Origin of the sequence: Fulvivirga imtechensis AK7 (genome assembly GCF_000331535.1) — a bacterium.
GTDB lineage: Bacteria > Bacteroidota > Bacteroidia > Cytophagales > Cyclobacteriaceae > Fulvivirga > Fulvivirga imtechensis.
Map to the genome: position 1 here is coordinate 1 of NZ_AMZN01000027.1, position 22142 is coordinate 22142.

Consider the following 22142-nt stretch of genomic DNA (forward strand, 5'->3'; position numbering starts at 1 on the left):
CCGTGGTCTGTGGCTCACAGACCATAAACAATTGCCGTGCGGTGGTTTCCTAAGCCTGCCAGGACTAGGAAACCTGGGTATTCTGTCAATGCTTCCGAACGTTAAGCTTTACCAAACTTTAGAAGTTTAGTAAAGCACCCCCAAAGCTCTCTGAGGCCTCTGCTCCTTCTCCGTTTTTCTCTGTGGTAAAACAACTACTCTCATTTCCCATTTACTCAAATCTCCTGCTATGCACGAATCCTCTCGTGAACCTTCCAAAGGTTTCAGATTTCAGATTTCCTATTTCAAAATGACCATAAATGGGGATTGAAATCGCTTCGAAAAGGCAGGAACTTGCATGAATAGAATCTATCGCAAATCATAAGCGAAAAAAATATCAATGCTACATACGGCACTACAATTTCTTACGGCAGAGCTCAACAACTATCTCAAGTTGCGAACAGGCGATCTTGATGAAAACAGGGTGTTCATCACCAATGTGGCTACAGAGAGCGGTGGTGTGGTTATCCCGGACATGTCATTGGGGATGTCGCTGATCAATATCGAGGAAGAAAGAGTATTTAAAGATCAGCAAACCACATTTGTCAACAACGAGGGCCGGACAGAACATATTAATCCCGAGATAAAGCTTAATCTATACATACTCATCTCAGCTAATTTTCAGGATAAGCAAAGCGATTCATCGGAAGATGATTATGTGGAAGGACTCAAGCAGCTTTCTTATGTGATCTCATTTTTTCAGAGCAAGAATGTATTCACCATGGAGAACTCTCCGGCCCTGGCAGAACGGGATCCGTCCATCAAAAAGCTGATCGTGGAGTTGTACTCCTACTCTTTTGAACAGCTTTATAACTTCTGGAGCGTGCTGGGTACCAAGTACCTGCCTTCGGTCTTGTACAAAGTGCGACTGCTCAGATTTCAGGAGCAGGCTGTTCAGCAGAGCAATTTACCTATTGAAAAGATTAAAATTAACTCCTTTGGCAGGTAGGCTATGAATCTGTTATACACACGACTATTTAACCTGAGCATTCGGCACGACTACTACAAGGATGGGTTGGCCAAGGGGGTGAGCCTGCTGCCTTCGGCTGATACAGTCAGGCTATTAAAAGGTGGAAAAATGTTGTTTAAGAATATCCCGAAAGGCATAACAGTGCTTTACAGGACTGAGGATGATGAAACTACCCCTTTTGTGGATCTCGGTAAAGATGTAAGACTCACTTTTGAGTTGTCACTGTCTAATAAAAATCAGTTTCTGAACATAACAGACCTCGATGAATCTCCAACCAGGAAATATTCATCATCAAATATTCTGTACTTTAAAAATGACCCCGCCTCCGCTTCTACTGATTCGGGTGCCCCGGAGGAACTTAGCTTCGAACTACTCGATTTTATACAGGGAAGGCTGTTTACCTATAGTTTTAGCCTGAGTGGTTCGCCTGCGCAGGTGCTATTCCGGGTATACAATGAAGATAACACGCTGGTGCCCATAGGTAAAGAGGTAGACGGCACACCATGGAGTACCACCCTTACGCTCGACAAACTAAGCAATGATACCTACAGCCAGCAGATAGACCTGCGAGACCAGCCTAAGGGAAGGTATAAAATCACCATCAGAAACACAGCCGATACTACTACGCTTCACGAGAAAGAAGTATATCTCGATGAGGAAATGGCGGGGAAGAATATCAATGGTATAGTAGATATTATCTACGATACTGCCGGGGATCACATTTACGATGATACTGAAGAATACGCGATACAATTCAACCGGAAAAGGTCATTCTGGAAGTACCTGGTGGTCAATAAAAGCAATACCCATGATTTTAATGCTGATACTTTCAGTATCGATGACGCGGGTTCGGCAACAGGGCCCTATGTAGTCAATACCTTTTCCGTTTTGGGCAGCGTACCGAGTGCAGATGTAAAAGTGAGCGGATTGGATACCATCGTTTTCCGGTCCAATGCGGAAATACCTTTTTATGAAATACCCAAAGTCAGTTTAGAGCTAAAAAAAAATGCGCTAACAAGCCCGGTTTTAGGCGATTTGCCCAACCCGCTTCACAGCGGTGTGGTCAAGGAAGAAGCTGGAGCCTTAGCCTCTGAAATCTATGTTTTTATTTAAATAAACAATAAAGTACTATGGCAAATTATAAAACCCCGGGAGTATATGTAGAGGAGATATCCACCCTGCCGGCTTCAGTAGCTCCTGTGGCTACGGCCATCCCAGCTTTTGTCGGATATACGGAGCTACGTCCCACTGATAAACCGGTAAGAATCACCTCGTTGTTGGAATATCGAGAGAAATTTGGTGTCAGCAGAGCTGAAAACTTTCAGATCACTTTGACTGTAAATGCAACCGATCCTACCGTTACCGATATAGCCATTGCCGACCCGGCCGGAGGCTTGTCAAAGTATATCCTTTACTACCAGTTGCAAATGTATTTTAGGAATGGCGGGGGACCCTGCTACATCGTATCGGTGGATGAATACCAGGAAGATGGCAGCTTTGACAAAGCGAAGATGCTGACTGCCATAGGCCAGTTGAAAGAGGAGGATGAGCCGACCATTCTGGTAGTGCCCGAGGCGGTGCTTTTGACTAATGCGGCAGATAGAGCAGAGATCAACAATGCACTGCTGGACCAATGCAACAAGCTACAGGATCGTGTCGCCATTATGGACGTACTGGCTAATCCCGCAAACACTGTTCTGCAGGATGCAGCCGCTTTCAGAAATAATGATGTAGGTATGAGCTATCTGAAATATGGAGCCGCCTACTATCCCAGGCTGAAAACTACGCTCGTCCGCTACTACGATGAAGATACACTGGTGATCACCGACAACAGGGGAGGTGCAGGGTCCGGTGCTTTCCATAACTTTTCTTTGAGCATACTTCCCCTGGGAGAAGAATATGCCATGGGTAAGATCGTCATCACCAATAATGCCAATATCGATGGTGATATCTTTACCATCGGTACCGATACCTACACCGAAGGAACAGACTTTACCAAAGGCACCAGCAAGAACAAAACTGCTGCCGCACTGGCTGCTGCTATTACAGCAGCAGGGAGCGCGGGCTACGAGGTGGCCGATCAATCAGGAAATACAATTCTGATCAAAGCCACTGCCAAAGGTGCTCCCGGAGCATTACCATTTACCTACAACAACAACGGAACCGGAGATGGTGCCACATTATCCGGAACTACACTGGAAATTGTAGCTGCGAATACCAGCCTGTACAATGACATCAGGAAAAAGCTCAACTCTACCTATACCCTCGAACTGTATCCCGGAGCGACTATGGCGGGGATATATGCCAGAGTGGATAGAGATCGGGGTGTTTGGAAGGCTCCTGCCAATGTGAGTGTCAATGGTATCTATGAACCGGCTGTATTAGTTACTCCCGCGCAACAAGCCGACCTGAATGTGGACGCTACCTCTGGTAAGTCTATCAATGTTATCAGGCCTTTCGCAGGTAAAGGTACTCTGGTATGGGGTGCGCGAACCCTTGCCGGAAACGACAACGAGTGGCGCTATGTGCCGGTAAGAAGATTCTTCAATTTTATGGAAGAGTCTATCAAAAAAGCAACAGAGCCTTCTGTATTTGAACCCAACACACAGGCCACATGGACCAGGCTAAAAGCCATGATCGAAAATTTCCTTACTCAGTTGTGGAGTGCGGGTGCTTTGGCAGGCGCTACCCCTCAGCAGGCCTTTTTTGTAAACGTTGGCTTAGGCAAAACCATGACTGCCCTGGACATCCTGGAAGGCAGGTTGAACATTGAAGTTGGTGTGGCGGCTGTAAGGCCGGCAGAGTTCATCATACTGAAATTCTCTCATAAGCTACAAGAATCATAAAATTTAAAATATACGATTATGTTACCACCAAAAACCCCCGGGGTCTATATAGAGGAAATATCCACCTTACCGGCATCGATAGCCAGTGTTGAAACAGCTATTCCGGCATTCATTGGCTATACTGAAGATGCTACTTTGCTCAATACCCCGACCAGAATTACGTCTTTACTGGAATACATCGATAAGTTCGGAGGGGCGCCTCCTCAGGAGTTTGACCTCACTCTCAATGACATATACACGGACGGAGAACTGACCTCCAGAACATTCACGGTAGCTGATCCTACCCCAAGTATATTCAAGCTGTACCACAGCCTGGAGCTGTATTTTAACAATGGAGGTGGACCATGCTATATTGTGTCAGTAGGCGCCTACTCGGGAGGTGCAGTAGCCGTAGGTACCGAAGACCCGAAGGCCGGGCTGTTAGGAGGTATTGCGGCCACCGAAAAGGTAGATGAACCGACATTGTATGTATTCCCTGATGCCATTAGCCTCAATGATGAGGTAGAATACGGCTCGGTGGTAAAAGCCGCACTTGACATGTGTAACACCCTGCAGGACAGGTTCACTATTTGTGATGTATACGATAATGAAGCTACGACAGCGATAACCGACTTTAGAGGCGAGCTTGGGATGGATTACCTGAAATATGGCGCTGCTTATTATCCATCATTGAAAACCAGTCTGAATTACCTGACGGATAATGCTAATTCTAATATTACACATAACATCACCATCAACGGCACCGCCCCTGTTCCGGCTCCCACCAACCATACAGGTACATTGGCAGCGGTGGAGTCTGCCGATCAGGTGATCTATCGCGGTTTTGTTGCTGAACTAAAGAAAAAATACCTCACGCTTCCAGCCTCAGGCGCTATTGCGGGGGTATATGCCAAAGTGGATGCCAACAGAGGCGTGTGGAAAGCACCAGCTAACGTTAGCCTTAACTCTGTGACCGCGCCCACGGTAAAAGTAACGCATGAGGAGCAGGCGGGATTGAATGTGGATGCTACAACAGGCAAATCGATTAATGTGATCCGCTCTTTTTCGGGAAAAGGCATATTGGTGTGGGGCGCGCGTACGCTGGCTGGCAATGACAACGAGTGGCGGTATGTACCCGTCCGCAGACTGTACATCACGGTAGAGGAATCAGTGAAAAAGGCTACCGAGTTTGTGGTTTTTGAACCCAACACCGCTACTACGTGGGTGAGGGTGAAAGCCATGATCGAAAACTATCTTACTGGCCTGTGGCGCGATGGCGCACTGGCTGGGGCTAAGCCTGAGCAGGCCTTCTTTGTAAAGGTGGGACTCGGTGAAACGATGACCGCACTGGACATTCTCGAGGGCAGAATGAATGTGGAGATTGGCCTGGCTGCAGTTCGTCCTGCAGAGTTTATCATACTGAAATTCTCTCATAAGCTTCAGGAATCATAATTAGTGTCTCTAGGAAAACGTCAATGTCTGCGTTACGCTCGTTCCAAAAATGCTCGTGTACCTCAGTACATTCCGCTTTTTGGAACTTCACAAGCCTTGACCTAGACGCTTTCTTAAAGCCACTTCTAGTTTACTAACAATTAAAACATCAACTAAAAATTAAATAATCATGGCAGAAAGTTATCCCGTATCGGCATTCCATTTTCAGGTGGAATGGGGTGGTACAAGAATCGGATTTACAGAAGTTTCAGGACTTACTGTGGAGTTGCAAACAATAGACTATAGAGAAGGAAACGCTAAAGAATATCAGGTCACCAAAATGCCTGGTATACCACAATTTTCCAATATCACCCTCAAGCGTGGTATGTACCGGACGGACAATGAATTCTTCCAGTGGCTCAATACCGTGTCTTTAAACAATATAGAAAGAAGAGACATTACCGTGAGCCTGCTCAATGAGGAACATGATCCTATTACCGTATGGAAGATAAAAGCGGCATTTCCCACGAAAGTGGAAGGTCCCTCGCTCAACTCCACAGGAAACGAAGTGGCAGTAGAAACTATCGAATTGGCCCATGAGGGGTTGACCGTTGAATATATCTAATCTATGGCCAGCTACTATCCACCGGTTGCTTTTCATTTTCGGGTAGACATCGATGGGCTCACTACCGGAGACAAAGACATCAATTTTCAGGAGGTCTCCGGCCTGGATGCTACGGTAGGTGAGTATACCCACAACGAAGGGGGTGAGAACCGTTTCGTTCACCGGCTTCCCGACCGCGTCACCTACGATAAACTGGTGCTGAAGCGCGGCATGCTTGTGGGCTCAGCGCTCATCGGCTGGTTCAGAGATGCGGTGGAATCCTTCAAGTTTGACCCGAAGGATGTTGTAGTCACTTTGCTTAATGCTGATCACGAGCCGCTGGAGGCCTGGAATTTTGTGAAAGCCTATCCTGTAAAATGGTCCATCTCGGGATTCAATGCGCAGGGAAATGAAATAGTAGTGGAAACCATAGAGCTGTCTTTTCAATACTTCACCCGCATGGAGGTGAACTAAAAAACGGAAAAAATGCCGATAGAGATCAAAGAGTTGGTAATACGCGCCACTGTGGAGCGTGAACAACCACAACAGAGTACAGCGCCCGCGGGAGCAAGCAGTGCGCAGGTCCGCGCGCTTAGAGACAGGATAGATGAACTAATGCAAATGATTAACGAAAGGAACGAAAGATAAATGGGACTGCTTGACGGAAAACTTGCCAAAATGCTGATACTGTCATTTGCTACAGATGATGACGGTTTAATGAAGGGTATACCCGTGCCGTTTCCGGTGATGTACAACCCGGAGAAGTTTTCCAAAAGTGTCAGGACCAGGTATCAGCGAAGGCAGGTGCCCGGAGATGCCGGTGAAGAATTGTCATTCGAAGGTATTGAAGGTGATGAGATCAGCTTTGAATTCCTTTTTGATGCTACGGGTGGATCGATCAACTCTATCCAGGGTGAAGTAGCAAAGGCGCTGGATGGTGTAGATGTGCAAATAGAATTATTCCTGGCACTGACACACTCCCGGGACCCTAACGAGCACCAGCCCCCCAAGCTCACACTGGTTTGGGGCACGTTTATTTTCGACTGCAGGCTGGTGAATGCCACCATTGATTACACGCTGTTTAACCCTTTGGGCCGGCCACTACGGGCAACGATAAATGCCACATTTAAAGGCGATGAGCCCAGGATACTACAGGCGGCTTTCGATAAGCTGTTTTCAGCAGATCTGACGCACGCACGAATTGTGAAAGAAGGCGAAACACTGCCCATGATATCCAAGGACGTATATGGCGATCCGAAATATTACCTGGAGATAGCCAAGATCAATGGCTTAAAGAATTTTCGTAGCGTTCCCGCAGGTACCGAACTGATATTGCCACCAATAAACAAACAGGAGCAATGATTTCAAGGAATATACACGATACCGTACTGGACGTAACCGCGTTTTCCATCTTTTCCAATGGCACCGAGTTGCCTGATAGCTTTGCTGTGGAGTCGCTGGCCGTTTCCAAGTCTACCAACAAGATTGCCAGCGCCCGGCTGGTTTTGCAGGATGGCAGTGTCGCAGCGGAGGATTTCCCTTCCAGCAATAAAGATGAATTTTTGCCCGGTAGTGAGATAGAAATAAAGCTCGGCTACAGAGATAGCCTCGAGACAATCTTTAAGGGGTTAGTCATTAAACATGGGATCAGAACCCGCGAGAGTGAACCCTCGCAACTCATCATCGAGCTGAAGGACGTAGCGGTGAAAATGACCATAGGCAGAAAGAACAGGTATTTCCAGGAGGTGACAGACAGCGATATTATTGAAGAAATACTGGGTGAATATGAAGTAGAGCCGGATGTGGAGTCTATGACGGTAACACATGCGGAGATGGTGCAATACTATTGTACTGACTGGGATTTCGTGGTAACTCGTGCGGAAGCCAATGGCAAGCTGGTGTTTGTGGATGATGGCGCCATCACCATCAAAGCTCCCGATCTGTCCACATCTCCGGTTCTCGATCTGGTGTATGGCCAGAATATCAAAGAATTTGACGGCAGCATGGATGCTCGAGACCAGTACAACAGCATCAGCGGAACATCCTGGGACTATGCACAGCAGCAAGTCATTACCTCGGAAGGCACTGACCCTATGCTTACCGACATCGGAAACGTATCCGGCAGCGACCTGGCTGGGGTGATAGGCCTTGATGCATTACCTCAGCAACATGGCGGAAGGGTGAGCACAGAGGAGTTGCAGTCATTGTCCGATGCCCGGTTTACCCGGAGCCGGCTGGCCAAAGTGAGGGGCAGACTGCGCATACTGGGCTACGCTGAAGTAAAACCGGGTGATGTAGTGCAGTTGGGAGGCCTTGGAGATCGCTTTAACGGTGTGGCTTTTGTCTCCTCGGTAGGCCACCACTATGGTCTGGGCACCTCCTGGTATACTGATCTTGAAATTGGGCTTTCACAGGAATGGCTCATAGAAAAGTACGACAACGTGATGGCCAGGCCTTCAGCTTCTCTGCTGCCCGCCATTCAGGGACTGCACATAGGGGTGGTTACGGCCATTCATGATGATCCTGACGGTGAAGACCGGATACAGGTAAAGCTGCCAATCATAGATCCTGAAAATGAAGGTATATGGGCCAGAATAGCCAGCCTGGACGCGGGAGAAAACAGAGGCGCTTTTTTCCGGCCTGAGGTTGATGATGAGGTAGTAGTGGGTTTTATTAACGATGATCCCAGAGACGCGGTAGTGCTGGGGATGTTGCACAGCAGCGCCAAGCCGGCACCGATCACGGCCACGGAAGAGAACAGTGAAAAGGGCTTTATTACTAAAAGCGAGCTCAAGATACTGTTCAATGATGAAACCAAGATCATTACCATCATCACTCCCAATGAAAATAAGGTAGAGCTAAGCGATGACGGAGGATCCATCACCTTGTCTGATGAGAATGGGAATAGCGTGTTGATGGATTCTTCGGGGATCACCATAGAAAGTGCAGGAGATGTGAACATCAAGGCCAGTGGAGATATCAATGTGGAAGGTACGAATGTAAATAACAAGGCGTCCGCCAATGTAGTGTGTGAGGGAAGCTCGGGAGCGGAATTTAAATCCAGCGGAACGGCCAAGATCGAAGGGGCTTTGGTCCAGATTAACTAATAAAAACAACAATAAAATGCCAGCAGCAGCAAAAGTAGCAGACACTACCACCCACGGAGGTACAATTGTAGGCCCGGGCGAACCTACGGTGTTGATAGGAGGCATGCCCGCGGTGGTAGCAGGAGATATGCATGTGTGTGTTATACCACCACCTCCGGCAGGCGGACCGCATCCTCCATCGCCATTTTCCTCCGGTAGCGGAACAGTTCTGATTGGTGGTAAGCCCGCTATCAGAACTACAGATACCTGCGGTTGTGGGGCGATGTCGGCAGTAGGAGAGCCGACAGTTTTAATAGGTTAGAATAAAAATCAAATACAATGGCTCAAGGTAAGGAGTTTCTAGGGCGGGGATGGAAGTTTCCGGTATCATTTAAAAAGGGATACCGCGGGGCTGAACTCAGCGAGTTTGAAAAGGACATCAAAGAGAGTTTGATCATCCTGCTATCCACCATTCGCGGGGAACGGGTCATGAGGCCCAATTACGGCACTACGGTCCGCGACCTGATCTTCGAGCCCTTAGACGTTTCCACCGGTACGCTGGTAGCTGAGGAACTCAAAAAGGCCATCCTTATCCATGAGCCTCGTGTTTTTGTGGAAAAGATCACTCCGGTTCAGGAGGAGCTGAACGGCTACCTGGAAGTGAGCATCGAATACACCATCATAGCTACTAATACGCGATCAAACCTGGTATTTCCATTTTACGAAAGTGAAGGAACAAATATTGAACAATGAGCAGTATCTGTACATCTGAAAATACGTCTGTTGACACCGGTGGTGACGAAAAGCATTGCTTGTCGCAAAATCCACTGGTCAGGGATGGTGTGAGCCAGCAACAGCGCTTACTCAAAACCCTGTTGCCTTCCTATGTAAATGTGGACGAGCGTAGCATGAAGGACCTGGCCCAGTTTGTCTATGAACTAGGTGAAGAGATCCAGTACTATGAGTATGACAATGCCACCGCTACAGTAATAAAAGATACCTGGGATATCTTTTTTAAGATCACTGATGAAGAGTGGGATAAGTTTAACCTCGAAGGATACCTGACAAAGCTCAGGATCCAAAAGGAAACACAGCCGCATCTTGCACTGTTCTTTGGCTTCCTCTACATATTTCGCATCGCCCAGGACGATCTGAATACCATCACCAAACGGCATCTTGATTTTTATTATCGGGAAGTTTTGCAGTTGCATGAAAATCCTGCTGTTTCCGACCAGGCCGCGGTGATATTCAACCTGGCAAAAAACGTGGATGACTACCTGGTAAAAGAAGGTACAAAGCTAAAAGGTGGTAAAGATGATACCGGGGTGGAGCGGATATATGAGGTGGAAGAGGATATCGTGGTGAATAAAGCAAAGGTTGCAGACTTAAAAGCAGTTTTTGCAAACATCGACAACCGGCTAAAGGACGATGTGCCAGGGCTTCAAAACGACAACCGCATCTATGCATCGACTGTAGCCAACTCTTCTGATGGTGAAGGAGGCAAGATCGAAAATGAGGAGATGAGCTGGAGGACCTTCGGGCAGCCCGAATTCACGGAAAACGGAGGGGCGTTTACGGCTGATAGAAAGGAGCCTGAAACAGGTTTTGCACTGGCCTCGCCCATATTATTTCTGGCAGAGGGCAACAGGGCGATCACGCTTGAACTGACCTTTCCCTCAAACACAGGCCTCAACGGCGCATTGCAGCATGACCACTTTGTGGTTAGGCTAAGTGGCGAAAAGGAGTGGCTAAAAGCAGAGGCGCTTACTACAAGTGACACCCAGTCCAGTGGCAACAAGATTATTTTAAAGCGGACATTGAATGAGGGACAGGCTCCTGTAGTTTCCTATAGCGAAAAAGTACTTCTACAGCCCTTTAAAACACAATGGCCGGTGATCCAGGTATTGCTCAACACAGAGAAGGTCCATGACCCGTTCATCTATAAAAACCTAAAGAACCTGAAGCCACAAAGTGTTGTCATTAAGGTGCACGTCACAGGTGTTAAGGACCTGGTATTGCAAAACGACCATGCTGTTCTGGACCCTTCAAAGCCTTTTGTGCCTTTTGGCAATCGCCCTTATGTTGGAAGCAAATTCTATATCGGTAGCTGGGAGGTTTTTCAAAAGGAATTGTCATCGTTAAAGATCAGATTTCAGTGGAACGACCTACCTTCAGGTACCTTTGGTGACTACTACACCAACTATGACAAGATCACTGGCACCCCTTCCGGGCCTGTGCCATCATCTACCAGGAAAAACACCGATTTTAAAGTTGATATTAAGGGCCTGGATAATAAATCGTGGAAATCCCTGTTGACCACCACCAACACCAATTTATTTACGGATGCCTCTGGGAATGACGTTAGCGATAGTTCGAATTTGCCTTCAGCCGGTTCTTACAGTCTTATCAAAGCCATTGATACCAACAAGCTAAAAATTATACCTCGTGATGAGGACCTGGAAAAATTTGATGAGTTTGATGTAAACACCCAGAAGGGTTTCATACGCCTGACGTTACAGGGAGTGGACTTCGGACACGCTGTTTTTCCGAATGCTTATGCCCGCCAGGCCATTGAACTGGCAAAGGAAAGCCCCGCAGCCTGGGCGCAGTTGCCCAACCCTCCGTATACTCCTTCACTACAGGAGCTTTCATTGGAGTATGAGTCTGCGGTGACCTACAGTTTTAACAACACATCGGCTTCCACCACCAACACTGAGCAATTCTTCTACCTCGAACCCTTCGGTGTAAAAGAAGTGATTAAAAAGGGCACTGCAGCCAGTTTTCTGCTGCCTCAGTTCGATCATGAGGGCAACCTATATATTGGCATCAGTGATCTTGTTCCACCTCAAACACTTTCACTGCTGTTTCAGGTAGCGGAGGGCAGCGCTAATCCGAACCGGGAAGTACAGGAGGTAAGCTGGGCGATACTTTCAAACAATGAATGGATTACCCTCGATGAAAAATCGGTGCTCTCTGATACTACCAATGGCCTACTGACCTCTGGCATCATTCAATTGGCCATGCCCGAAGAGGCTACAAAAGGCAACACCCTACTGCCATTACCCTATTACTGGATCAGGGCTTCCGTGACAGAGCAATCCGATGCGGTCAGCAAACTGATTGATATCAGGGCGCAGGCGGTCTTGGTGAAATTTAAAGATAATAACAACGACCCTGATCATTTAAGGGTAGCGCTTCCTGCCGGGTCTATTAGCAAGCTGGTGAAGTCGGATAGTGCTATCGACAAAGTAGAACAGCCTTACTCATCCTTTGGAGGAAAGGTAAAAGAAGAAAGTCGGGATTATTATACCCGCATTAGCGAAAGGCTAAGACATAAGCATCGCGCCATCACCATTTGGGATTATGAGCACATGATCCTGCAGCAGTTCCCTTCCGTGTACAAGGTAAAATGCGTCAATCACACCCGGTTTGAAGGTACGCTGACCAACTATTCAGAAATGGCCCCGGGACATGTCACACTCGTGGTGGTGTCCAACGTACAAAACAAGAATGCGGTGGATCCCCTGCGCCCGATGACCAGCCTGGCCACACTCGACAGTATTCACAGCTACATTGACGGTCTTAACCCTATGAGTGCTGAAATACATGTGAAAAATCCGATTTACGAGGAGGTGAAGGTGTCTTTTAAGGTAAAATTCTTCAGCAGCGATATTGGCTACTACCAAAACAAGCTGGAGCAGGAGTTGAAGGAGTTCCTCTCTCCCTGGTCGTCAGGTTGTGCAGCAGATATCACGTTTGGAGGGAAGATACACAAGTCGGTGATCCTCAATTTTGTGGAGGAACGCTCATACGTAGATTTCGTTTCCTGCTTCAAAATGTTCCATATCGTGCCGCTGGACCCGACCCACGATCCTGATAAAGACCGTGATGAAGCGATAGCCACCACCGCTGTTTCCATTCTGGGCTCTGCCGATGAACATGACATCATGCAGTTGGATACTACAAAAGAAGATTGTGACTGTCCGGATAACGAGGTAGTAAGTACTGCTGAAATAGCTACTGCGGATGAATGCCCCTGCTATCACGAGATCACCTCACTGGAAGAGACGACCGAAACCAAAATCATTGACCTGACCTAAACAATGGAAAATTCGCCAACCATATCGAAAAAAGCCCCTGAACTGAAGAGCATGCAGTATGACCTGCTCCGGGAAACAGCTATCAGGCATATTCAGGATCTGGCCGGAAAGCTATGGACCGACTATAATTCGCACGATCCGGGCATTACCATGCTGGAGGTAATGAGTTATGTGATCACCGACCTCGGATTCAGGGTAAACTATGATGTTAAAGACATCCTGGCCCAGCAACTCAGCGACACTACGGATATCAGGAATTTCTATACCGCAGGTGAGATACTTCCCAATTGCCCGGTAACAAAAAATGACTTCCGAAAGCTGATGATGGACGTAGAGGTGGTGGATGACACCGATGACGAATGCAAATATGCAGGGGTAAAAAATGCCTGGATCACCCGGTCACCCATAGCAGAGCATGAGATCTTTGTCAATAACAGCAAAAGTGAGCTTTCACTGGAAGAAGTTCCCTTTGTGCCGGAACAGGACAGCTATTATGTACAGGCGCTGTATGATGTGCTTTTGGAGTTTGATTCCTGTGATACTTATGGAGATCTGAATTCCAACACCATCGACAAAGACCTGGTAATCTACGAGCATGCTCCTGACCCCGACATCCAGGGAGTGCGTTTCAATGTTAAAGTTGAATTTCCCCGATGGGATAATGCTACTGTAGACTGGAGCAGCGCAGCCAGTGTTCAGGCCAATATTATCAAGGTCACGGTAAAGATCTTCGATCTTCCCGGTAACTACACGCTGAATGTTGCCATCAGCAATAAAAATGAAGTGATACTTACCGGCAACAAAGAAATTTCCGGGACAGTAAGCGCCATTGACGGCCTGCCAGAGATCATTGATCAGGTCAATAACTTCATCTATGACCCTACAGAAGGTCTGCTTCAGCTTTATGTACAAAAGGTAGCGAAGATCCACGAGATCGTTAATGAAGTCTTCGACACCCTACATGCCAATAGAACCCTTTGTGATGATTATTTCAAATTCCACGCCCTCAAAGTAGAGGAGATCCTGCTTTGCGCTGACATTCATATCGACCCGATAGCCGATGTTGAAACGGTAGAAGCCTATATTTACTATGAGATTTCGAAATTCCTGTCTCCCCAGGTCAACTTCTATACCCTCGAGGAGATGCTGAACAAATGCAGGAATGCTACGCAGTACCAGATTGCAGAGATCAAGCGATTCAAAAAGACCTTTACCATCAATCAGGGGCTGAAAGAGGACCTGAGCAAAGATGATATCATTACTGTGCTGAACGCGGGTGAGGTAGACGGAGAGTACACGGTAACCTGCATCAGTAAAAACAAGGAAAACCCGGAGTATACCGATATCCAGGTGCTGGAAGAAATTGCTACAAACGATTTTGAAGAAGGCGCTTATCTTTTCATAGGCACCATAGATGATACACTTTGCCTGACGGTAGACAAAATATTTGAAGGGCCTAAGCTGAAACATGGCTTTATCGATGATGATGAGCTCAATAGAGCGGAAAGAATGAAATATATCCACGTTTCGGATTTGATCAAGATCATCATGGATGTGGAGGGTGTGCTGGCAGTGAACAGCATCCAGATCGCCAACAGGCCTTTGGATAATACAGACAATATCCCGTCAAAAAGTGTCAGATGGTGCCTGGAACTGGCTATGGAAGAGAATTACGTTCCGCGCCTTAACCTGGATGACTCGAAGATCACCTTCTATAAAGATCAACTGCCCTACCTGGGCGACAGAACAGAGGTCCGTGAACTGATTGAAGAGCTGGAAGGCAGCAGTCGCTCGCAAAAGATCCGATACCCTAAAATGGATATTCCGGTTCCCCGGGGCGATTACAAAGACATAGAAACATACACGAGTCTGCTCGAAGAATTTCCATCCACCTATGGACTGGGGTCAAAAGGTATCCCTGGTCTTGAAGCGCTGGATGACAAAGGCAAAACCATCAAAAAGACGCAGGTGAAGCAGCATAAGGGATTTCTCTTGTTTTTTGACCAGTTGTTGGCTAACTATTTATCGCAGCTCTCCCACGTGAAAGACCTGTTTTCCATGAACGGAGAGAAGGATAAGTTTGGGAATTACCTGATTGATAAAACCTACTTTTCCCAACCGCTGTATGACATACCGCCAGACCCAGACAAGGTTGATCTGTATAAAGACCTGTATGTAGACAGGTCGGGCCATTTGGTAAAGCTGCAGCAGATCATTGAAGACCAGGAGCTATATGAAAAAAGGAGAAATAAGTTTTTAGACCACCTGCTGGGGCGGTTTGCAGAGACATTCACAGATTATGCCCTGCTCTCTTATAAAATTTCGGGGGCCAAGGCTCCGGAAGAGCTGATCGAAGACAAATTAAAATTTCTCAACGACTACCCGGATTTGAGCAAGAGCAGGGGTAAGGGCTTCAATTATATGGATGAGTGCAAGAGCTGGCATATCGACAATGTGTCAGGGTTGGAAAAAAGGGTCTCCCTGCTCACTGGTATTGAAGAATGGTCTTTAGAAAAGCTGGCCTTTACCGATAATTTCAAGGTCGTTGCTGACAGCGGCCAGTTCAAAGGGCAGGTAGAAGATGACAGCGCTAACATTTTACTGGAAACCCCGCTGTTTGATACTGAAACTGATGTGAAAGAAGCCATCGAGTTGCTTCTGATTAGCGGTGTCAGCAGGGAGAATTATGAGATTTATGAAGAAGCCGGACAACTGTTTTTCGACCTGAGCTGCGATGGGCAACTGCTCGGTACCGGGGTGAAAAGCTATACCAATGACGGTGCGGGAAATACTGCCGCTGAAGGTGATATCGATACATTGATCGGGGTGATCCAAAGAGAATTCTTCACCAACCCGGAGGCTAACCGTAAAAACCTGACATGTCCGCTACCCAATTATTTCAAATACGAGGTCACCGCTGACATGACCCCGGTAGATCCGGAGCCACCGACCTTTACCATCACATACACCCTGTATTCCAAATCATTTGATTCATCCCCCGCAAACGCCCTGTTGGAGGGTAGCATCACCCAACCGGCCGAAGTAGGGGACACCGAACCGGAGGTCATTGGAAAGGGTGAGGCTTATGTACATAAAGCGTTGTGGGATGTCATTAACAATGGGTCCAGCCGTGGCCATTACATGTTTGAATCAGCCACCCCGTATCACTTCGCTATCTATGACAGGTACGGTGAAATAATTGCTACAAGCCTCGCCAGTGATTTCAATGATGCTGTAGCTGATGAAGCGGCCAATTTGACCTCAGGACAAGTGGCAGTGACAGGATCAACACACCACGATGGAGTTTATGATGTGCTCAACGCCTCTGCTGACGGAGCGAACGTGGAAATTGAAGTGGATGCCACACTGTCGCCACTGGAATATGACGGACAGTTATCGTGGACCGAAAGCTTTGCCATCACCTCTGTGGATGCTGAAAATAGGATCATTGAAATAGGAACAGATATTACCGGCTATGTTAAGGTAGGGGGATCGGTGAATATTGTTAACTCTACCAGCAACAATGCTGCTTACACCATTTTATCCCTTGAAGCAGGAGGCGCAGGTACGTTGATCGGAGTGAAAGAGCCGCTGTCAGAATCAGATGATGCCGGAGACCTTACCTATAGCAAACAATTTGATATTACGGGTATTACCGCCTCTTCTTTTATCATAAAAGGCAATGCAGACGAACAGACCGTGCAGGACATGATCGACTTTATTGAAGGCAAGTTCTTTTCGCACGAAGGGATGCACGTCATCGAGCATGTGCTCCTCAGGCCCAGGATAAATGAGATGCTTTTTGTGGTGCCTGAAGAAGAAGTGCTTCAGGAAGGCCTGGTGCCTCAGGGCGACCTTTATTTTCAGAAAAAAGTCGCGGTCACCGCTACCAGCGTGGAGGATAGCACTATCACAGTTGCGGGCGACATCACTGGCGAAGTGGCTGTAACGAGTGTCGTACACATTACCGGGGGAAGCTTTAATGATGGACAATACAAGGTAGACACCATCGCTTTTGATGGTACCGACACCATTATTACTACAAAGGCGGATGAAACTCCTATCGCTTTCGACCTGCCGGATGCACCTCACCTCAACGGAGAGCTGCTGTATGTCAAAAAAGCAAGCATAGATAATGTTGTTGCCGTTGAGAACAAGATTGTCATCAGCGATGCCGATGCGCTTAGCCTTCAGGCAGGCAGCAAGATTCAGATACAAGGTTCACAGGATGGGCTCAACGACCGGCGCTACCTGGTAAGCACCGTGCAGGATAATGCCGGCAGCATCGAGGTGGTGTTTGATAAGGTAGAGCAATTGGTGCAGGACAGCCTGCTTCCCATTTACCTCGACCAGGACTGTGAATCGTGCAAGCAAAAAGATCCTTATTCATTTGTAGCAAGTGTGGTTTTGCCTTACTGGCCGGGCAGGTTTATCAATTTGGACTTCCGAAAGTTCATGAACAAAACCCTCCGGCTCGAAGCCCCGGCTCACGTGATGTTCAACATATGCTGGATCAGTTGTGAGCATATGAGTGAATTTGAGGAGAAATATAAAAGGTGGCTGGTAGAGATAGGAAAAGATGAACAGGACAAGGCGCAGTTGTCAAAGGCACTGGCACAATTTATCGACATACTTACCAGGATCAGAAACGTGTATCCGACCGGCACACTACATAGCTGTGAAGAGGATGACACACTGGAAGGAGCAATAATATTAAACAACTCAGTTTTAGGTACATTTTAACACCATGATGTGATGAGTACGATTATCAATAACTACCCCGTATTTGAAGACAGTCAGGTGCTGACCAGCGGTCAGTTGAACCAGATGATAAAATACCTGGACCAACAAAACAGACTTACCAGGGTGTCCCTCATAGGTATGGGCATAGTCTGTGGCATGAAAGTAAGCTGCGAGACGGTGGACTCGAAGACCACACTTACAATCTCCAAAGGGGTGGGCGTCACCTCAGAGGGCTTTCTCATCGGCATCGGTGACTGCCCCACCACCAGGTACCGTGAATACAATATGCCTGACACGGTCAGCTACCCACCCTTCGAGCATGAAGACCTGAAACTATACGAGTTGTTGACTGAAACAGCAATCACCAAACCGGAGGAAGTGATCACCGACCTGGATGAAACCTTTCTTAGCGATAAAGTGGTGCTCCTGTACCTGGAGTGCTTTGATAAAGACCTGAAATCATGCCTGGGCAAAAGCTGCGATGAACTGGGTATAGACAGGATATTCACTTTACGAAAGCTACTCATTACCAAAGAGCAGCTCGAAGACCTGGTATGGCCTGAAACTGAAGGAGGTAAGTCAGATGCTTCTTACCCCGACAAACACCTGCTGCCGCCATACCTGTGGACGCGGCCGCTGATGGATACCGATGTCGACAACTACTATGAAATGGGCGTCCGCTACCTGAGCGCCCTTACCTCAGATACTTTTCTGCCTATGTTGGCGCAGACATATGATGTTTATGAGCCCCTCCTGGCTAAGGTCTATGAGGAAAACCCCTTTACCTCTGCCATTGTCGCAGACAAGATCGAGGAGATTACTGCCTATGTAGAGGAATTTCTTGCCATGGAAGAGCCTATCTATGGTGTTCAGTACATCTATGACTTCGTGAAAGACCTCAGTCTGGCTTATAACGAGTTCAGAGATGTTTCTTACCACCTTTCCTCAGTTTGCTGTCCCGATATGGATCGTTTTCCCAAGCACCTGATGCTGGGAGAAGCCTGTGGCGGGGAAGAAGATATTTGTGTGCCTTTAAAATACAGAAATGAATTTGTCGGATCGCCCGTTTTGAGCCAGCAGCACGACCTGGTGGAAAAGGTGAGCTTTTTACATAAGAGAATGGTACTGATGATCGAGAGCCTGGACCTCGACCGGTTACGAAAACCCGAAGAGTGGCCGCTGAAAATAACTCCTTCCTGTGAAAAGAAGGGTACACTTTCACAACGTACCATCCCCATCTACTACGACACCAAAAAGGAAAGTGCCTATGAAAACCTGGGCACGCTGGAAAATACCTGGAATTATGAAATCTATAGGAGATGCTATGATTCCGACTATCCGAAGCAATTGTCATATGATAATCATGAGTTTGACAAAGACCCTGAGCATCCCATCACTACGCCACTCGCATTTGAGCTCGATCAGTTTAACTTTTTGAGAATAGAAGGCATACTTGCCAAGCCAGTAGAGGAGGTGAAAAAGAAAATATTGGATGCTAAGACCAAATGGAACCTGTCTTTCGATGTGAAGGCCGTTTACTTTGGGGACCTTCTCGAGGAAAAAGCCATACCAGACTGCCTGATAGCTGACCTGCAGCCGGATTATGCTATCTGGAGAAATAAGCTGTTATTGATATTGAATAATATAGTTAGAGCCAATAAGTCTGCTGAGGATGTGATACTGAGTAGAGAAGATTACGGTGAAGTATTTGAGATTACCCATCGGAAAGCAGCTTCCAGTACTTCCGGAACTAAATATTCTTCAGCATCTGCAAACTTCTTCAATATGCAGTTTTCCGAGATGTCTGATGAAGGGAAATTCGATTTTAATCACTTAAGCCGCAAGGTGTTTGACGCTGAAATTCGACTGGCAGATATTTCTAAACGTGCTAAGGCCAAGAAATCAGCTTCATTTACCTCCAAGGAAGATACTTCCATCAGAGGATTGTTTGCTGATCTTAATAATTGCCTGCTCGGACTAATCAAAGCCATGCCGGAAGATTTTAAAAATTTTTCAATGGCTGAATGGCTGGACAAGTACAAATGTGTTTTGAATGTTTACATCAGGCTGATGAGATTTTGGAGTACCTATGCAGTCAGCAATGTACTGATGATACGCATGATGGTCATATTATTGATCATGTGTATGCTTTTTGATGTAATCAAGTTCTTTGCTATCTACCCATACATTACCATCCGCACATTATATGATGCTCTTCAGGAGCGAATCGATCAGTTGGCTGCTTCCCTGGAATTTCCAAACTTTCTGAAGCACCATCCGGGTATGGGCCATAAAGCCGGAGTGTCTCCCGGCGATACTTTTATCCTGGTGTACCAGTCTGCCTTTAAGAAATACGGAAAAGCTGATGAAAAGACCCGGGCACTGCTTGAAAGACTGGAAGAAATACCGCTGCTAGGAAATCAGGAGCAGAAACTACAGGTGAAGGAGCCAGGCTCAGAACAGTTGGCTAAAGTATTCCAGGAGATGTACGGCAAGGTAGTGGCCGACTTTACCTTGCCCTTTATTTGCTGCGATGAATGTGGTAATCTTCCTCATACTCCATTACCACTCGATCCGCTTGTGTTGCCGATTTGTGGTATTATTGGCTTTGCCGATCAGAAGTTTGCCAGCTATAGACCGCTTTCCAAAAAGGTATTGAACAACCTTTATGACCCGGCGGTGTACAAGGTGTCGCTCCTGTCAGACCCTAAATTGGGCACTGCCGAACTCACCGAAGCCAGCTACCTTCCTGATCCTGCAAAAGTGAGCCAGGTACTGAACTATACCGTTAATCCTGAGCTGGTTGAGCAGGAGAAAAAGGTAAATGATAGCTACATCTTTATTGATGAATTTGAATATCAGGTTACAGATGCTTCAAGAAATGGAGAGGTAATAGGTAAAGATGTAATCACCATTTTCATCCCAGTGGTCAGGGAGGAACAGGCATCGGTAGCAGGTAAAGTCACAGCTACGGATGCTGCCGGTAACCAGGTGAATGTTTATGAGGCTACCGTGTCTGTGGTGGGAACTTCTTTGACTGCCACCACGCGGGATGACGGTACCTATGAACTCCAAATGGTACCTGTGGCAAACCTGGAAATGATGGCTTTACATCCGAAATTTGGAGAAGCTCGACAAAAAGTCACTATTGTTAACGGGGAAAATAAAGTTGATTTCCACCTACAGCCGCAAGTAAGCTTCGGTGTTCTGACCGGTACGGTTTTGGTAAAAACAGACAAAGGTAACCAACCCATTCCGGGAGTGGTGGTGAGTATTGATGAGTTGGGAAAGCAGGTTGTAACTAACAACGTGGGAGAATACAGGTTCACGGAAGTGCCATATGGCACCTTTAAGGTTCGTGCTCAGTATGGAGATTTTCAACAAGTGGTTACAGCAAATATTAATCAACCCAACAATGTAGCCAACATTGTATTCGAACTGAATAGTAGGACAGGAATTATCAAGGGAAATGTCCGGGGAATAACTGCGACCAATAAAGAGATACTGCTACCGGGTACGATTATAGAAGTATACGGCAGTGAAACCTTTAAAAAGAGGAGCGGGATGCCGCAATACACTGGTGAGGTACAAAAAGACGGTTCATTTTCGATTGAAGGAATATCGCCCGGAAAGTATTTGGTAAAAGCGTCTCATAGCGGCTACTACTCCGAAGAGCAGGCCATTGATATCAAAAGCCGAGATACCCAATCAGCGAATTTTATCATCAGAGCTACCCCGAAAATAGATATCAAATACGATCGCATGTATAAGAGCCATGAAATTGCCCCGGATACCCCGGAAGCTAAAAAGATACAGGATTACTATTCTTCCCGAATGGGCAATTACAAACGCGAAGCGGAGAGAATAGAGGAGCAGCTTGGAGGCAGTGAAGTGACAGCGGTAAATAAAGCCAACAATGCTATCCGGGAGTTTTCCGATGCCAAAGATATCAGTGTGGTCAAATTGAATAACGACTACAACGGCATCCGTAATGAGTTGGTGAAAGGGTGGAAGGAGAGCTCCGGCCAGCAAAAGGAATTGTACGCAGAAGCATTGCAAAACCTGACTAATGCCTACCTGGACAGGCTAGCCTTTATTCAGCCTGAAAAATTGACAGACACGAGTAAGGATTTATTAAAAGAAACGGGTTCTATTATCAATGACAATGAAGATCTGAACGTGAAGGAGGCGGTGCAGAATTGGTTGAAAACTTCAGAAGGGTATGTGACCAATGATTATCGGGCGAATGTAAAACGATTTATGAATATTAAGTAGTGTCTCTAAGAAAACTCTTGTCGTCATCGCGCCTGTCCCGGGCTTGCCACGGGGAGAATCGAAGCGATC

14 protein-coding genes are annotated in these 22142 nt (G+C 46.9%); all 14 read left to right on the forward strand.

Features of this window, described 5'->3' with window-relative positions; all coding sequences use genetic code 11:
* The first annotated feature begins 379 nt into the window (after positions 1 to 379).
* The 14 genes from C900_RS08130 (at position 380) to C900_RS08190 (ending at position 22073) form a co-directional block, all read left to right on the forward strand.
* Complete coding sequence (locus tag C900_RS08130) at positions 380 to 988, forward strand: Pvc16 family protein (protein ID WP_009579258.1); 609 nt, start codon at positions 380 to 382, stop codon at positions 986 to 988.
* 3 nt (positions 989 to 991) lie between these two features.
* Positions 992 to 2122 carry a hypothetical protein gene (locus tag C900_RS08135; RefSeq protein WP_009579259.1) on the forward strand — a complete coding sequence of 377 codons (1131 nt, stop codon included), beginning with the start codon at positions 992 to 994 and terminating at the stop codon, positions 2120 to 2122.
* Positions 2123 to 2139: 17 nt separating this feature from the next.
* The gene (locus C900_RS08140; protein WP_009579260.1) at positions 2140 to 3855 is read left to right on the forward strand and encodes a phage tail sheath family protein; all 1716 of its coding nucleotides are present in this window, start codon (positions 2140 to 2142) and stop codon (positions 3853 to 3855) included.
* 18 nt (positions 3856 to 3873) lie between these two features.
* Positions 3874 to 5286, forward strand: coding sequence for a phage tail sheath family protein (locus tag C900_RS08145; RefSeq protein ID WP_009579261.1), 1413 nt, complete (start codon positions 3874 to 3876; stop codon positions 5284 to 5286).
* Between the two features lie 169 nt (positions 5287 to 5455).
* On the forward strand, positions 5456 to 5890 hold the full coding sequence (locus tag C900_RS08150) for a phage tail protein (protein ID WP_009579262.1): 435 nt from the start codon (positions 5456 to 5458) through the stop codon (positions 5888 to 5890).
* A 3-nt stretch (positions 5891 to 5893) separates the two neighbouring features.
* Positions 5894 to 6343, forward strand: a complete 450-nt coding sequence (locus tag C900_RS08155; protein WP_009579263.1) for a phage tail protein — start codon at positions 5894 to 5896, stop codon at positions 6341 to 6343.
* Between the two features lie 12 nt (positions 6344 to 6355).
* Entirely contained in the window at positions 6356 to 6517 is a 162-nt protein-coding gene (locus tag C900_RS29795; protein ID WP_009579264.1) for a DUF5908 family protein, read from the forward strand.
* Positions 6518 to 6547: 30 nt separating this feature from the next.
* Positions 6548 to 7231 carry a CIS tube protein gene (locus C900_RS08160; RefSeq protein ID WP_157493945.1) on the forward strand — a complete coding sequence of 228 codons (684 nt, stop codon included), beginning with the start codon at positions 6548 to 6550 and terminating at the stop codon, positions 7229 to 7231.
* Complete coding sequence (gene vgrG / locus C900_RS08165) at positions 7228 to 8976, forward strand: type VI secretion system tip protein VgrG (protein ID WP_009579266.1); 1749 nt, start codon at positions 7228 to 7230, stop codon at positions 8974 to 8976. Before C900_RS08160 ends, vgrG begins: the two co-directional genes overlap by 4 nt.
* Positions 8977 to 8992: 16 nt before the next feature.
* Positions 8993 to 9277, forward strand: a complete 285-nt coding sequence (locus C900_RS08170) for a PAAR domain-containing protein (protein WP_009579267.1) — start codon at positions 8993 to 8995, stop codon at positions 9275 to 9277.
* A 17-nt stretch (positions 9278 to 9294) separates the two neighbouring features.
* A complete protein-coding gene (locus C900_RS08175) occupies positions 9295 to 9708 on the forward strand; it encodes a GPW/gp25 family protein (RefSeq protein ID WP_009579268.1) in 414 nt (137 codons plus the stop codon).
* Positions 9705 to 13055: a baseplate J/gp47 family protein gene (locus C900_RS08180; protein WP_009579269.1), complete on the forward strand. Its 3351-nt coding sequence runs from the start codon at positions 9705 to 9707 to the stop codon at positions 13053 to 13055. Before C900_RS08175 ends, C900_RS08180 begins: the two co-directional genes overlap by 4 nt.
* 3 nt (positions 13056 to 13058) lie before the next feature.
* On the forward strand, positions 13059 to 17798 hold the full coding sequence (locus tag C900_RS08185) for a hypothetical protein (RefSeq protein ID WP_009579270.1): 4740 nt from the start codon (positions 13059 to 13061) through the stop codon (positions 17796 to 17798).
* Between the two features lie 12 nt (positions 17799 to 17810).
* Complete coding sequence (locus tag C900_RS08190) at positions 17811 to 22073, forward strand: MSCRAMM family protein (protein WP_009579271.1); 4263 nt, start codon at positions 17811 to 17813, stop codon at positions 22071 to 22073.
* The last annotated feature ends 69 nt before the right edge of the window (positions 22074 to 22142 follow it).